The sequence below is a fragment of the Pseudoalteromonas sp. MBR-15 genome (genome assembly GCF_053628915.1).
The window spans coordinates 45,388-60,604 of the sequence record NZ_JBRJHH010000016.1; the positions used below are offsets into that span (position 1 = coordinate 45,388).

15 protein-coding genes are annotated in these 15,217 nt (G+C 41.9%); 11 read left to right on the top strand and 4 right to left on the bottom strand.

What is annotated here, in order from left to right; all coding sequences use genetic code 11:
• The first annotated feature begins 111 nt into the window (after window positions 1-111).
• The 3 genes from ACSSVW_RS18025 to nadE all read left to right on the top strand — a co-directional run bounded on the left by ACSSVW_RS18025 (window position 112) and on the right by nadE (window position 5,023).
• Window positions 112-3,486, top strand: coding sequence for a response regulator (locus ACSSVW_RS18025; RefSeq protein ID WP_454179863.1), 3,375 nt, complete (start codon window positions 112-114; stop codon window positions 3,484-3,486).
• Window positions 3,487-3,490: 4 nt separating this feature from the next.
• Entirely contained in the window at window positions 3,491-4,117 is a 627-nt protein-coding gene (locus ACSSVW_RS18030) for a YceH family protein (protein ID WP_065978876.1), read from the top strand.
• A gap of 69 nt (window positions 4,118-4,186) precedes the next feature.
• Entirely contained in the window at window positions 4,187-5,023 is an 837-nt protein-coding gene (nadE, locus tag ACSSVW_RS18035) for an ammonia-dependent NAD(+) synthetase (protein ID WP_036974395.1), read from the top strand.
• Here the strand turns inward: nadE and ACSSVW_RS18040 are convergent.
• Window positions 5,020-5,814, bottom strand: a complete 795-nt coding sequence (locus tag ACSSVW_RS18040) for a TSUP family transporter (protein ID WP_421419151.1) — start codon at window positions 5,812-5,814, stop codon at window positions 5,020-5,022. The genes nadE and ACSSVW_RS18040 overlap by 4 nt on opposite strands.
• A gap of 315 nt (window positions 5,815-6,129) precedes the next feature.
• Between ACSSVW_RS18040 and folM the strand changes: the two genes are divergently transcribed.
• The 3 genes from folM to folX are packed head-to-tail and all read left to right on the top strand — an operon-like array spanning window position 6,130 to window position 7,784.
• The gene (gene folM, locus ACSSVW_RS18045) at window positions 6,130-6,849 is read left to right on the top strand and encodes a dihydromonapterin reductase (protein WP_036974391.1); all 720 of its coding nucleotides are present in this window, start codon (window positions 6,130-6,132) and stop codon (window positions 6,847-6,849) included.
• A gap of 18 nt (window positions 6,850-6,867) precedes the next feature.
• On the top strand, window positions 6,868-7,422 hold the full coding sequence (folE, locus tag ACSSVW_RS18050; RefSeq protein WP_036974389.1) for a GTP cyclohydrolase I FolE: 555 nt from the start codon (window positions 6,868-6,870) through the stop codon (window positions 7,420-7,422).
• A 2-nt stretch (window positions 7,423-7,424) separates the two neighbouring features.
• Window positions 7,425-7,784: a dihydroneopterin triphosphate 2'-epimerase gene (folX, locus tag ACSSVW_RS18055; RefSeq protein WP_036974387.1), complete on the top strand. Its 360-nt coding sequence runs from the start codon at window positions 7,425-7,427 to the stop codon at window positions 7,782-7,784.
• Here folX and ACSSVW_RS18060 read toward each other — a convergent pair.
• On the bottom strand, window positions 7,781-8,215 hold the full coding sequence (locus ACSSVW_RS18060; protein WP_421419150.1) for a YqaA family protein: 435 nt from the start codon (window positions 8,213-8,215) through the stop codon (window positions 7,781-7,783). The two genes, folX and ACSSVW_RS18060, sit on opposite strands and share 4 nt — an antisense overlap.
• Window positions 8,216-8,277: 62 nt before the next feature.
• Entirely contained in the window at window positions 8,278-8,649 is a 372-nt protein-coding gene (locus ACSSVW_RS18065; protein ID WP_036974384.1) for a DUF4870 domain-containing protein, read from the bottom strand.
• 82 nt (window positions 8,650-8,731) lie between these two features.
• Between ACSSVW_RS18065 and ACSSVW_RS18070 the strand changes: the two genes are divergently transcribed.
• From ACSSVW_RS18070 to ACSSVW_RS18090, 5 genes are all read left to right on the top strand, one after another.
• The gene (locus tag ACSSVW_RS18070; RefSeq protein ID WP_421419149.1) at window positions 8,732-9,247 is read left to right on the top strand and encodes a TlpA family protein disulfide reductase; all 516 of its coding nucleotides are present in this window, start codon (window positions 8,732-8,734) and stop codon (window positions 9,245-9,247) included.
• Window positions 9,248-9,328: 81 nt separating this feature from the next.
• Window positions 9,329-10,030, top strand: a complete 702-nt coding sequence (locus tag ACSSVW_RS18075; RefSeq protein WP_421419148.1) for a spondin domain-containing protein — start codon at window positions 9,329-9,331, stop codon at window positions 10,028-10,030.
• Between the two features lie 9 nt (window positions 10,031-10,039).
• Window positions 10,040-10,747, top strand: coding sequence for a spondin domain-containing protein (locus ACSSVW_RS18080; RefSeq protein WP_421419147.1), 708 nt, complete (start codon window positions 10,040-10,042; stop codon window positions 10,745-10,747).
• 59 nt (window positions 10,748-10,806) lie between these two features.
• Window positions 10,807-11,535, top strand: coding sequence for a response regulator transcription factor (locus ACSSVW_RS18085; RefSeq protein WP_421419146.1), 729 nt, complete (start codon window positions 10,807-10,809; stop codon window positions 11,533-11,535).
• Between the two features lie 8 nt (window positions 11,536-11,543).
• The gene (locus ACSSVW_RS18090) at window positions 11,544-12,995 is read left to right on the top strand and encodes an ATP-binding protein (RefSeq protein ID WP_454179864.1); all 1,452 of its coding nucleotides are present in this window, start codon (window positions 11,544-11,546) and stop codon (window positions 12,993-12,995) included.
• A gap of 32 nt (window positions 12,996-13,027) precedes the next feature.
• Here ACSSVW_RS18090 and ACSSVW_RS18095 read toward each other — a convergent pair whose 3' ends face one another.
• The gene (locus ACSSVW_RS18095) at window positions 13,028-15,202 is read right to left on the bottom strand and encodes a S9 family peptidase (RefSeq protein ID WP_454179866.1); all 2,175 of its coding nucleotides are present in this window, start codon (window positions 15,200-15,202) and stop codon (window positions 13,028-13,030) included.
• Window positions 15,203-15,217: the final 15 nt, after the last annotated feature.

Consider the following 15,217-nt stretch of genomic DNA (forward strand, 5'->3'; position numbering starts at 1 on the left):
TAGTGTTACGATACAAATAATTAAATTTAACGTGGACAGCTCAATTGTCCATTGTTAATTACGACAGAAATTGTCTATAGTAGGAAGATAGTATAATACGCAATAAGACTTATGCCGCTAGCGACTGAAAACGACAATAAAAAGCTAAGAAAACTCAGGCTCGCTTTCTGGTTTTCGCTCGCGCTAATTGTATTCATTGGTTTTGTATTAGATCACATTAATTACAACCGCGGAAAAGACGCCTTTCGCTCTCAAGAACTGGCTAAATTAAGCGCCTACCGTGCTGAACTTGAATCAATCCTCATTTCAAATATCCAGCTTGTTCGTGGCCTTGCTGTCGCGGTTGCTGCCGAGCCCAACCTTGATCAAACACGCTTTGCACAAATTGCAGCCCCTCTATTTGAGACCTCTTCAGAGCTTAGAAATATTGGTGGCGCGCCCGATATGGTTATTCGTATGGGCTACCCGCTAGAAGGTAACGAAAAGTCGATTGGCCTTAACTTTTTAGAGAATGCAGCACAGCGCGATGATGCCATTAAAGCACGTGACGAGAATACCATTGTCATGGCGGGCCCATTAGAATTGGTGCAAGGTGGCCACGCATTAGTCGCCCGAATGCCTGTTTTTATGCCACCTGACCATAAATTTTGGGGCTTACTCTCGGTGGTGCTTGATATTAATAAGATCTATACCAACTCTGGCTTGGTCTCATTAGGTAATCATTACGACATAGCACTACAAGGGCGAAACGGCAAAGGCCAACACGGTGAATTCTTTTATGGTCAAAAGCATATTTTAGAAAACACGCCACTCAGTTTCAGTATTACATTTCCGGGTGGCGAATGGCGCATGTATGCGGCGCCTAAAGCAGGTTGGAGCCCTCCTAGTTCAACAATATGGCCACTTAGGATAGCCATAATTTTGGTTTGTGCGTTATTTGCTAGCGCATCGCTATTTTTCTTAAAAATGCTAGAACGACAATACAAAAGCGAACGAATGCTTGAAACCATGAGCAGCCTTGCCAAAATCGGCGCGTGGTCTTTTAATCTTGAAACCAAAAGCATGTATTGGTCAGATATGACCAAGCAAATATTTAACTATCCGATAAATAAACAACCTGAATGGCCTACCAATTTTAACGGTTTTAAAGCGGGCTTTAGCCGCGACAAAATTCGCCACCTTTACGAGCAGGCGCTTAAACATGGCAAGAGCTTTGAAACACAAATTCAAATTATTAATGCAAAAGGTGATGCGGTTTGGGTTTTAGTTCACTGTGAGGCTGAGCATAAGAATGGTCGATGCATCAAGCTATTTGGCTCAATTCAAGATATAGATGCGCGCAAACTAATCGAACTTGAAAACCAGAAAATAGCACTACACAACGAAATTTTAGCATCTTTAACCGTGAATGATGCAGTCCTGACTGGCAACTTAAACTTGTCTAAGCATGTAATTGTGCAAGCAATTTGCCATGCGCTCAATGTCGACCGTGCAAGCATTTGGTTGTTTAGCGACGATAGGCAGTCACTCAACACTTTTGCTATTCATGATCAGAGCAACCCACAATTTAGTGACCCCATCAGTTTGCAGCAGATTGAGGTGCAAAACTATTTTGATGCCATTAACAATAATGCCGTCATTAACGCCAGCGATGCTCAACAACACCCCTTTACTAAAGACTTATACACGGATTACCTTGATAAGTTTGATATTCGCTCTCTGCTTACGGTGATTATTCCCACTGGCAGTAAAACCATGGGGGTGGTATGTGCTGAAAAATGCCATAGTCGCCAGCAATGGAGTAAAAACGAAGAAAGCTTTTTAATTGCCGTGGCTGCTCTGATTGGTAGTCTGCATGCAAGCCAACGTCGTATAGAAACTGAGCAACAACTGGTGCAAGCGAAAGAAGCCGCAGAACAGGCTGTTAAAGCTAAAAGTGAGTTTTTAGCCAGTATGAGTCATGAGATACGCACGCCCATGAATGGCGTAATTGGGATGCTTAATATCATCAAGCAAACCAAGTTAGATAGCCAACAAAATCATCATATTCAATTAGCACAATCATCTGCTGAGTCGTTATTGCATATTATCAACGATATTTTAGATTTCTCGAAAATTGAAGCAGGCAAATTAGATATTGAAAATATTAGCTTTAATGTATCAAAACTACTGGGTGACACCGTTGAGTCATTTGCGATTAAAGCAGAGCAAAATAACACCAAGCTTGTGCTTGATGCCACCCAAATTACCCATGAATTTATTGTTAGCGATCCTAATCGTATTCGACAAATTATTAATAACCTACTCGGAAATGCCATTAAATTTACAAAAGATGGCGAAATAATCGTCATTGCGACGGTCAAACCGATTGACGATGCGATGTATTTAGATTGCTCTGTCGTTGATTCTGGGGTTGGTATTAAACCTGAAAAACAAGCCACATTATTTGATTCATTTACCCAAGCCGATGCTTCAACCACGCGCCGATACGGTGGCACGGGCTTGGGTCTTGCTATTGTAAAGCAGCTGTGTAAGTTGATGCAGGGTGATGTCAATGTGGTTAGTTCTTATGGCGAAGGCAGCACCTTTAACTTTTCCATTAAGGTTAAATTAGATTATAAAAAACAGTCCCTCGAGCCTAGCCATATCATTGATAAAAAACAGATATTAATTGCCGACAGCTGTACTCTAAGCAGTAATATTGCCAAAAAGCAGCTGCAATTATGGGGCGCAGAAGTCGAAGAAATAAACGACATGGCCAGTTTATTAAATCGCGCCAAACAACAAAATGGTCAACGTTGCGACGCCATTTTTGTTGATTATCAACTGTATATGCAAGCAAATGCAGCCGAAAAACAGGCCTTTAAAACACATTTTAATGCAACCCGCTGTAAACGCATTTTAATGGCCCCGATGAGTCTGACAGAAAAACAAACAAGACAAACACTGAAAGTTGAGAGTATTATCTTTAAGCCATTAACGCCCTCTGATTTGTTTAACTCTCTTGCTAACGATAAATATATCGAGCAGCAACAAATCAATAAAGAAACCTTAGTAAAAAAAGTAGCAACGTACACTGTAAATTCGGCATCGCAAATACTGTTAGTTGAAGATAATAAAGTAAATCAGATGGTTGCAGGCGCGCTGCTAAAACAAGCCGGTATTAGCTTTGACATTGCCGAAAATGGTCTTGAGGCAATTGCAAAAATAGCAAACCGAGAACATATGCCCTACGAATTAATTTTAATGGATTGTCAAATGCCTGAAATGGACGGTTACCAAGCGACACGGGCAATTCGTAACGGCGATGCAGGCACAGCACATCGCGAAGTTAGTATTGTTGCGCTTACAGCTAATGCGATGCAAGGCGATAAAGAGCGCTGTTTAAACGCCGGTATGAATGATTATTTAACCAAGCCGCTAAACTTTGATTCACTTAATAAAAAACTATCCGTGTGGTTAGACACCCACCAAGAAAGAGAGTAATACAATGCAATTATCTCCTAATCAACAACGCGTTATTGGCTGTTTACTCGAAAAACAAAGTACAACACCCGAGCATTATCCACTGTCTTTAAATTCATTAACCAATGCCTGTAATCAAAAGTCAAATCGGGAGCCTGTGCTCTCTCTTACTGAAGCCGATGTGCAAGACACGCTTGATGAGTTAATTGCATTACGCCTTGTCACTGTTGATGAGGGGCTGTCGGGTCGCGTGAATAAGTACGCGCACCGTTTTTGTAATACTGAATTCGGCAGCTTGCAATTTACCGAACAGCAACGCGCCATTATTTGCTTGTTATTACTGCGCGGCGCACAGACGCCGGGCGAATTAAGAACGCGCAGTAATCGCCTTGCTGAGTTTGCAAGCGTCAATGAGGTCGAAAGCGCTTTAAACTCTCTAATTGAGCAAGAGTATGTTACTCGCTTAGCGCGTGAGCCCGGTAAACGCGAAAGCCGTTATCAACATCTATTTGTTGATCCACAAAGTGTACATGAAATAACGCATTCAGCAGAGCCTGAACACGATCGTGTCGATGAAGTTGAGCAATTACGGGCTGAGATCGACGAACTTAAGCGACATATAGACACTATAAAAGCACATTTAGGGCTTTAATAAAAAGCAGACCCGTAACATAATACCCCTAGATTCAACGCCAAAAATAACATAAATAGGAGCTCTACCATGCGTGCCGATATTCTGGCAGAAATGAAAGTCCAACCCACGATTGACGTAAAAGCGGAGATCACTCGACGCGTCAACTTTCTTAAAAGCCGACTGCTTGCTGCGCACTCGCGCTCGCTAGTATTAGGTATTAGTGGCGGTGTGGACTCTTCAACCTGTGGCCGTTTATGTCAATTAGCCGTGAATGAATTGAACCAAGAGCATAACACCAACGAGTATCAATTTATTGCTGTGCGCTTACCGTACGGTATTCAAGCCGATGAAGACGAAGCGCAAATGGCCGTTGACTTTATTCAACCCAGCAAGCGCATGACCGTTAATATTAAAGCCGCTGTGGATGGCATGCATGAGCAAGCTATGGCGGCTGTCATCGGCGCTGGGGGTGAATTGCCTGAACAAGCAAAAATCGATTTCATTAAAGGTAACGTTAAAGCTCGCCAACGTATGGTCGCGCAATACGAAATTGCTGGTTTTTGCCAAGGCCTCGTTGTAGGCACAGATCACAGTGCTGAAAATATCACAGGGTTTTACACTAAATTTGGTGATGGTGCATGCGACCTTGCGCCATTGTTTGGTCTGTCGAAACGTCAAGTTAGAGCGCTTGCTGAGCACTTAGGTGCCCCAGCACTGCTCGTGCACAAAGCACCAACAGCCGACCTAGAATGTGACCGCCCAGGTTTAACCGACGAAGAGGCACTCGGCTTAACGTATGAGCAAATTGATGACTTTTTAGAAGGGAAAGATGTGAGCAGTGAAGTAGAGCAAAAACTAACGGCGATTTACCTGCGTACACAGCACAAACGCCAAGCTATCCCCACTGTTTACGACGCGCTTTAAACTGCATTTAACAGCTCATAAACCGTAAATGACACTTCAAGGGCAATTAACAGCAATAAAAAGCCTATTAATTGCCCGCTTTTGACCCGCGCACACACATACGCCCCCAATGGCGCACCAAGCACAACCACAGGGATCGCGGCTAATAAATACGCTTCAATCTGCGCAGTAACTTCGTTAAGAAAGAAATAGTTTACACAACTGGCCACCACCGAAGTCAACGCCATTATAATCACCGTGGTTGCTGTCGCACGTTGAATATTCGCATTGTATGCAATGACGAGGAGTGCAAATATGGCAATATCAGCCCCTGAACCAACTAACCCCGATGCAATGCCACCAATAACAGCCACCAGCGCCACTCGCGCTTTATTCACGGTAATATCAGTTTGACTGCAAATATGCTGGGCTCGTCGGTAAATACGCCACGCTAATGTGAGCGCAAAACACAACAGTAGTGAACTAAATACACCTTTCACGACTAAGCGAGGCACGTAATCTGCAATAAACAGTAAGCTAAAAATAGCGCCCACAATTGCCAAAGGCGCAGCAATCAACACCACGTACTTGTAATAGGCAATACGACCAAAAATAATTGTTAAAGCCGCGGCTGTCATACCAAAACTTTGAATCGCTAGAGAGAAAACTTTAGCTGTTGCAGGCTCTATTGCTAATACTTTGGTCATCACAGGAAACGCCACCGCCCCACCCCCTAATGCCGTACCTCCGGCAACAAAGGATCCGAGAGCCATCGTGGCGGCAATACTCAATTGCGCCATAAAGTGACCCATTAGCCCGGTGGCTCCTTGAGAAAATAATAAGGAACAGTACACACTGATAATGAACAGCCATGGCATAAACCGTAACCAATGCCATGACCTTAAAAAAGCAAACATAAGCAGCTAGAAGAATCTCGAGTGCGATTATTATGCCTGACTCTTGAAGTTCAGCAAATGATCTATATAGAGATTAGATACGTAAAAGTTTTGCTTACATGATTGCAGTAAAGATGAAATAGTTCTGTAATTTGGTTTATAGTTGTTACAGTAACGTACTCTTAATGCATACCTTATCGCATTAAAAAGTCTAAGGATTTATATTAATTTATGTCATCGCCCATTTTAATTACTGGTGCAGGTCAGCGTATAGGACTTGCCTTAGCAGAGCACTTTTTAGCACAAGGGCAAGCAATCATTGTCACTTATCGCACACGTCATGAAGCGATTGATACACTTGCTGGAAAAGGGGCAACCTGCATTCATGCAGATTTTAATAACGACGAAGCAATTGCGCACTTTATTGAACAATTAAAAAGTCACACAAACCAGCTTAAAGCAATTATTCACAACGCTTCAAGCTGGGACTGCGAAGCAAATAATCACGATTATGCTGCCCTGTTCGACAACATGATGCGCATTCACGCGAAAGCCCCCTATTTAATAAATCTCGCTTCGGCAGACTTATTACTTAATTATCAAAAAAACACAGGACACCCTGCCGATATTATTCATCTTACTGATTACGTAGTTGAAAAAGGCAGTCCTAAACACCTTGCTTATTCTGCGAGTAAAGCCGCGCTTGATAACCTAACAAAGTCATTTGCTGCAAAATTTGCCCCAGCAATCAAGGTCAATGCTATCGCCCCTTCACTCATCATTTTTAATGAACACGATAGCGACGAATACAAAGCCAAAACATTGAAAAAATCGTTGATGGGTATTGAGCCCGGCTGCGCCGAAATTATTAACAGTGTAGAGCTACTACTTAACAGTCATTACATCACAGGCCGTTCGATGCCCGTTGATGGTGGCAGACATTTAAAATAACGAATTATTGAGAAACCTATGCACGATGATTTAAAAAAGAGTTACCAAGGCATTATTAGCGCTGTAGGCGAAGACCCTCAACGCGAAGGCTTACTAGATACACCTAAGCGTGCCGCAAAGGCGATGGAATATTTAACAAAAGGCTATCGTCAAACGTTAGATGAAATTACCAACAACGCGGTGTTTACCTCAGATGCTGATGACATGGTATTAATTCAAGATATTGAACTTTACTCAATGTGTGAGCATCACTTGCTACCCTTTGTTGGTCGTTGCCACATTGCTTATATTCCAAATGGTAAAGTACTTGGTTTATCAAAGTTTGCACGTATTGTTGATATGTTTGCGCGTCGCTTTCAAATCCAAGAGCAACTTACTCATCAAATAGCGAAAGCAGTTGAAGAAGTCACTGGAGCAAAAGGCGTGGGGGTGATTGTTGAAGCGAAACACATGTGCATGATGATGCGAGGCGTTGAAAAACAAAACTCAAGCATGCGCACCTCAGTGATGCTTGGCAACTTTAGGGCTGATCCAAAAACCCGTAACGAGTTTTTACAACTAGTTAGAGGGTAATTATGGCCAATGCAATTATTAATGTAACGAATTTAAGACTGAGAACCTTTATTGGTTTTAACCCAGACGAGCGGGAAAAAAAGCAGGATGTGGTGATCAACTTAGAAATTCACTACCCAGCTGACCAAGCATGTGAAACAGATGCCGTTGATAAAGCGCTCAACTATAAAACCATCACTAAAGAGGTGATCAGCCTTGTGGAGCAAGGGCATTTTTTACTCTTAGAAAAACTCGTTGCAGAGATACTGGCAATTTGCCATGAGCACCAGAGCGTTCATTACGCTAAAGTGCGCGTTGATAAACCTCATGCTCTTCGTTTTGCTGACTCTGTGTCACTCACACTTGACTGGCAAAAAGACTAAAGCAACCCTTCTAGCCCAACCGCAAAGGCAAGCACGGCTAAATAACGTGCGCCTTTGCCAAGGGCAACTAATATCAAAAACACAGAAAATTTAACTCTAAATATTCCCCCAACCACTGTCAGAGGGTCGCCCACAACAGGCAGCCATGCAAACAACAAACTGTATATGCCGTACTTGTTAAATTGCGTTTCTGCTTTTTTAATTGATTTTTCAGACACCGGAAACCATTTACGGCTTTTAAAACGCAAAACTTGTGTTCCTAACCAATAGTTTACACAGCTCCCTAACACATTGCCTAAGGTGGCACTAAGCCACAGTATCCATAAAACGTAGTTGCCTTTGGCTACCATCGCTGTCATGACTAATTCTGAGGAACTCGGTAATAAGGTGGCTGAAATAAAAGCAGTAAAAAAAAGTGATAAATAGGCCATTGCACACCAAAAAAGACAAGCTCAGCACGGTTACTGAGCTTTAACAGTATATTGCAATCCCATTATTTTATAAATTCAATACTCAACGGGTAGTTAACGTCTTTACCATCATTGGCCTTAATAGCACTGACCACCACCATGATAAAAGCAAACACCGCAATCACAGGCAGTAAAATCACGCCAATCACTACAAAGATAAGTAAAAAACTCACGATATAGGCGATCATCATGGTTAATTGAAAATTAAGTGATTTACGGCCATGCTCGGCGACTAATGGCATTTCATCCTTTTTAGCAAGCCACACTATAAGCGGACCAATCACGGAACCAAAGGGGATCAATAGCCCTGCAAACGAGCTTAAGTGGCATAACATCGCCCAAGTGCGTTGCTCTTTATTACATTCCACTAATTCAACTTTTTGATTATCTTCCATTTTATCTCCTTGTTGTATTGTTTTCGTTTTTCATTTGCCTATATTATGAGGGCAGATTAAAAATTAAACGCTCACGATGCAAATGAAAAAAACACGCATAACACTGATACTCTGTAGTTTTCTAGCAACCGCTTGTTCTTCAAACGGAGCAAAGCAAGCTACGACACCAGCGTTACCTCAAAACGATTACGTCACGTTTATTAAACCAGGCGAATCATTTAAACATAGCCAATTTACTGATATTGAAAACTATATCGTACAACTTAAGAATAAGAAAAAACTAATTATTTTATTTGCCACCTGGTGCGCTGATTCTCAGCGTACTATTGAGCAATTACAAGCAAGTCCATGGGTCAATAATTCTGAACTGCAAATTATTGCGATTGGCCGTGAAGAAAATTCCACGTCGTTGGCACAGTTTAAACGTGACTACCATCTTAACTATCCGCTTATCAGTGATGAAAATCGCACAATTTATAATGCCTATGCAAACAAAGGGATTCCTCGCCTATTGCTACTCGATGAAGATAACCGACTGATTCAAGAAGAAAATGGCGAAGATGTATACGCCCTTGAACGGCTACTTAATTTGCTGTGATAAAAAAGTGATAACTTCGTGAGGCTTTCTTGATATTGCGCTTTGATACTGTTTTTAAATCATCAAAAACAGGAAAGAACAATGAAAGCTTTACCTTTATCAATGTTAGCAGCCAGCGCTTTGACTAGTTTTTTAGGCCAAGCGGCTGAACTGGACATTAAACTGACCAACCTCACCCAAGGGTTACATTTTACCCCAGTGCTCATTGCAGCCCACAACAGTGAACATAAGTTATTTAACGTAGCAATGCCTGCCTCAACGGCATTACAAACAATGGCTGAAGGCGGAAATTTAGAGCCTTTAATTAATGAAGCGACTGCTGCAAGTAGTGACATGGTTGTGAATCCTGCAGAAGGCTTATTAGCACCTACCAGCTCCACTATGACGACATTAACCACCAGCGATGGCAACAATTACTTATCGCTAACTGCGATGTTACTCCCCACCAATGATGGTTTTGTCGGCTTAGACAGCTGGATGATTCCATCGCAAGCAGGGACTTACACCGTGTATTTAAACGCTTATGATGCGGGTACAGAAGCAAATGATGAACGTGTTGTTGAAGGTTCTGGTGCATTAGGTGTTTTGGGTATTCCCGCTGCGCCTGGCGGTAATGCTGGTAGCGGAGGAAGTGGTGTAACAAGCAGCGAAAACAATACCATGGTACACATTCATCCTGGTATCTTAGGTGATGACGACCTCGAAGCAGGTATGAGTGATCTTAATAATACAGTACATAGATGGCTTAACCCTGTTGCGATGTTAACTGTAACCGTGAAGTAGGAGGCCGTTATGCGCTTTTCAAAAAGCTTAATTATACTCGCGCTGGGTGTAAGCCTCGCAGCATGCAGTGATTCAGATAACAATGATGTGGAAGTAAAACCTCCCGTGGTTGTCACTCCGACAAGCTACGAATTTACTGTGACAATAACCAATTTAACCGCCGCACAACCTTTTTCTCCTGTTGCCCTTATCGCTCACACAGAGGGTATGCTATGGCAAATAGGAAACTCTGCTTCAGAGGCATTAGAAAGAATGGCCGAGGGCGGTGATAACAGCCAACTATTAACCGTTGATTTTGCAACACACGCTCAGAGTGCAGAAAACCCTCTTCCTCCAGGAGAACAACTCACTCTTACATTCACCTCGGAGCAGCTTGAATCATTAAAAATTAGCTTAGCGACAATGTTAGTGAATACAAATGACGCTTTTACCGGTCTTAATGCTATAGACGTGTCTTCGTTAGCTGTTAATGAATCGCTTTCTCGCAATAGTCTTGCTTATGATGCTGGCACTGAGGCCAACTCAGAAGCAAGTGGTACGATCCCTGGTCCTGCTGACTCAGGTGAAGGATACAACGAAAACCGAGACGATATAAACAGTGTAGCCATGCACCCAGGTGTTGTAAGTCAAGATGATGGTTTAACAGACTCAGTACTGACGAGCCAACATAAATTTGATAACCCTGTTGCTCAGATAATCATAACGCGGACGCAATAATAATAGCACCCACTTACGCTAAGGGCATAGGGAGGTGCCTTAGCGATTTGGATATGACTATGCGCCCAGAAAAAGTATTAATTGTTGAAGATGACCGAACTATACGACACCTAATAACAACCCAGTTACAGAGCTTAAACTTACACATAGACGAGACATGTAGTGCTGAATCAGCGATTAAAAAGCTTGCCTGTCATCCCTATGGGCTCGTATTACTAGATATAAACTTGCCGCAGATGGATGGGTTAAGTTTATGTCGAAAAATTAAGGAGCATTATCCAACAATCGCTGTCATTTTACTGACCGCACTTAGCAGCGATATGGATAGAGTAATAGGGTTAGAAATGGGAGCAGATGATTATATTTGCAAACCTTTTTTCGCCAGAGAGTTACAGGCACGTATAAAAACCCAACTACGCCATCGCGCACAGCTTCTTATGGCACAATCAAGTAACGAGCAAACTGAGAAACAACCCATAATACAACTAGGCAAACTGCACATAGAATTTGCCAGCCACCAAGCATTTTTAGCTAACCAAGCAATTAACTTAACCGCCACCGAGTTTGATTTACTGGTGTATTTTGCCAAGCACCCGAACCACGTATTTAGCCGACAACAATTACTCGACCAAGTGTGGGGTTATCAACACAGTGGTTATGAGCATACAGTGAACTCACATATCAACCGTCTGCGGAGTAAATTTGAGCAATACCATCAAACACCATTTATAGAAACCGTCTGGGGTGTTGGCTATAAACTAAACCCTCGTCAGTTGAGTGCCAATTAATGCACTCGATGACCTTATATCAAAAGCTCGCATGGTCGTTCATATTTATTTTTAGCCTGTTGTGTGCACTGGTATTCAACTGGAGTAAACAGCTGGAGCAAAGCGCCCAAGATCATGCACAACAAAACCTGCATTTACAGTTAGCTGAGCACCTAGTGAATGACAATCCATTAATTAAACAAGGTGTCTATGACTATAAAGCTTTGGAGAACTTATTTCATACCTTGATGATCCTCGGCCCGGCTTTTGAATTCTACTTTGTTGATTCAACCGGTAAGTTACTGACCTATTCGGCTAAACCTGGGCAAGTAATTAAACAAAAAATAAATCTCATCCCTATCAAAGAACTCATTAATAAAACGAGTACAACACCGATTTACGGTGATGATCCTCGCAGTAATACCCAAAAAATATTCTCTGCCGCGCCGGTTTATAACCAACAACAATTGCAAGGTTATTTGTACGTGATTATTGGTGGTCAAACCTTTGATACTTTACTTAATAATATTAAAAGTAATGACATTCTTAAGATTGGTGCAATAGGGTTTGTAGTTGCAGTCATTACGTTACTTATTATCATGCTTATTCTCTTTCGATTTTTTACCTTACCCCTCACGCAGCTAAATAACGAGATTTGCCAAATTAGAGCGGCAAATTACAGCTTAACAAAAATGACACAAAGCCCACGCTATTCGGGTAACAATGAAATAGGTAACTTAAGCAAAGGAGTTCATGGCATGTTGTCTCGCATTGATGAGCAATTAAAATCGTTACAACAGGCAGATAAACAGCGCCGCGAGTTACTCACTCACCTTTCGCATGATTTAAGAACACCGCTTGCTTCATTGCACGGATTTATTGAAGTAATAAAAAAACCCAAAAGTCATTTGAATGAACACGAAAAACAGCACTACTTAAGCCTTGCTATGGATAACTGCCAGCAGTTAAAACTGTTAATAGAACAAATTTTCGAACTAGCGCACTTAGAAAGTGGCCAAGTAAAAATAAACACAGAAACCTTTAATCTAGGAGAGCTTATTTATGATTGCCTGGCCAAGCTAGCATTAACTGCACAAAAAGCCGGCATAACTCTCCAGGTTATCCCTGAAATCTGCGATTTCACCGTGACCACGGATATTGCCAAACTAGAACGCATATTAACCAACCTGATCGAAAATGCTATTCGCCATACTCCGGAAAAGGGCACTATCTCAATTAGCGTGTCACAGCAAAGTGAGCAACTTTACGTCACAGTATCAGACACGGGTATCGGCATACACGAAGACGAGTTACACGCGATCTTTGAGCCACATTATCAAGCACGAAACAGTATAAAACGAGGAACATCAGGGCTAGGGTTAGCAATATGCAAGCACTTACTAACCCTAATGAACAGTAATATCGAAGTAAAGAGTACCTTAGGGAAAGGCAGCCAGTTTCGCTTTAACTTATCAAAATAGGCATCAATAAAAGCGCATTGATGCCTTTTTGCTTATTGTTGATAACCCGCTAAATCAAGCATAAAGGCATAGTACAAGGCGGTGTCTTGTAAGCTTTTAAAGCGTCCCGACGCCCCTCCATGCCCGGCTTCCATATCTGTTTTAAAGAGTACTAAATTGTTATCTGTTTTGTATTCGCGCAGTTTAGCAACCCACTTTGCAGGTTCGAAATATTGTACCTGCGAATCATGTAACCCTGTAGTGACCAACATATGAGGATAGGCTTGTTTTTTTACTTGATCATACGGTGAATATGACAGCATATAATCGTAAAATACTTTTTCATTCGGATTACCCCACTCGTCATATTCATTGGTTGTTAGTGGTAAACTTGTGTCTAACATCGTGGTGACTACATCAACAAATGGCACTGCAGCAATCACCCCGCTATAAAGCTCTGGCGCTTGATTAACGACCGCCCCCATTAATAACCCTCCGGCACTGCCTCCCATGGCAAATATGCGCTCTTTGTCACCATACTTTTGTGCAACTAAAGATTTAGTTACATCAATAAAGTCATTAAACGTATTTTTCTTATGAAGTAATTTGCCATCTTCATACCAAGGGCGACCTAGCATTTGAGAGCCACGAATATGTGCAATCGCAAACACAAAACCGCGGTCGAGTAAGCTCAAACGCGAGCTCGAAAAACGCGGATCCATCGTCGCACCATACGAACCATATCCGTATTGTAAAAGAGGATTACTGCCATCTTTTTTAAACTTATCTTTACGATAAACAAGGCTGACCGGTACATCAACACCATCACGGGTTGTTACATAGATACGCTCAGATGCATAGTTACTTGGCGTAAAGTCACCCAAAACGTTGCGCTGCTTAAGCACTGTTTTTTCGCCGCTTATAAGGTCGATATCGTAATGGGTATCTGGGGTTGTCATACTTGAGTAGTAAACACGTAAACGAGGATTATCCAGCTCAAAATTTCCATAGCTATCAACCATATAAGTTGGATCATTAAAAACAATCACTTGTTCATTTTGGTTTCGTAAGTCACGAATAGTTAAACGGGTTTGCCCCATTTCACGTTCCTTGTATACCAAATGATTCTTAAATAACTCGATATCTTCAAGTTTAACGTTATCCCTACCCGCAATCACCGTTTGCCAATGGCCTTTATCATGCGCTTGTGATTGATGTACCTTCATTAATTGAAAATTAACGGCATGTAGATTGGTGACTATGTAGTACCAATCCCCGTGCTTTTTAATACTATATTCAAGTTCTGGTTCACGCTCGATGAACCGCTTCGGCAAAGCACCTGTGTCATTTGCATCAATAACAGAGACACCAGAAGCACTAGTACTTTCATGATAAATATAGATCTTTTGATGGTCTTTACTCTTACCTATGCTGGTGTAATAGCGAGTATCTTTTTCTTCGTAAACCAGTTCATCATCAGCTTGTGGGGTGCCTAATGTATGGCGATAAACCTGATAACCTAATAACGTTTGTGGATCTTTTTTAATGTAGTAAAAAGTGCGGTTGCCATTTGCCCAAACAACATCTCCCTCACTCCCTTCTATCGTATCTGCCAGTCGCTCACCACTGACCAAGTCTTTCACTCTAATGGTATAAATACGCCGACTTAAAGTATCTTCACCGTATGCCAATAAATGCCCATTAGGGCTTACCTCTAAGCCTGTTACAGCAAAGTAGTCATGCTCTTTAGCAAGCTCATTAACATCCAATATGACTTGTTGGTTGTTACCATCACTGGATTTGCTTCGCACATAAATTGGATACTCATCATCACCTCGCGTCTGCGATGAGTAATAATAGTCTCCCTTTTTGGTAGCCACAGAGTTATCGTCTTTCTCTATACGACTTTTAAGCTCATTAAAAAGTGTATCTTGCAGCGCTTTTGTATGCGCCATCGTGCGATCTACGTAAGTATTTTCAGCAGTGAGGTGGGCAATTACCGCCTCATTTTTACGCGCATCATCACGCATCCAGTAATAGTTATCGACACGCGTATTACCATGAATACTCATTTCATGGCGAATTTTTTTTGCAATAGGTGCCGCTATACCTGCATTTTCTGTAATACGTGATTGCTCAATATTATGTGCGGTATCAGGGACTTTATTACACGCCGTTAAAACGGCAAATGAGAGTGCTGCAAAGCAGAGAGAGTAACCAACGTTCATGAGATTCCTGTTGTA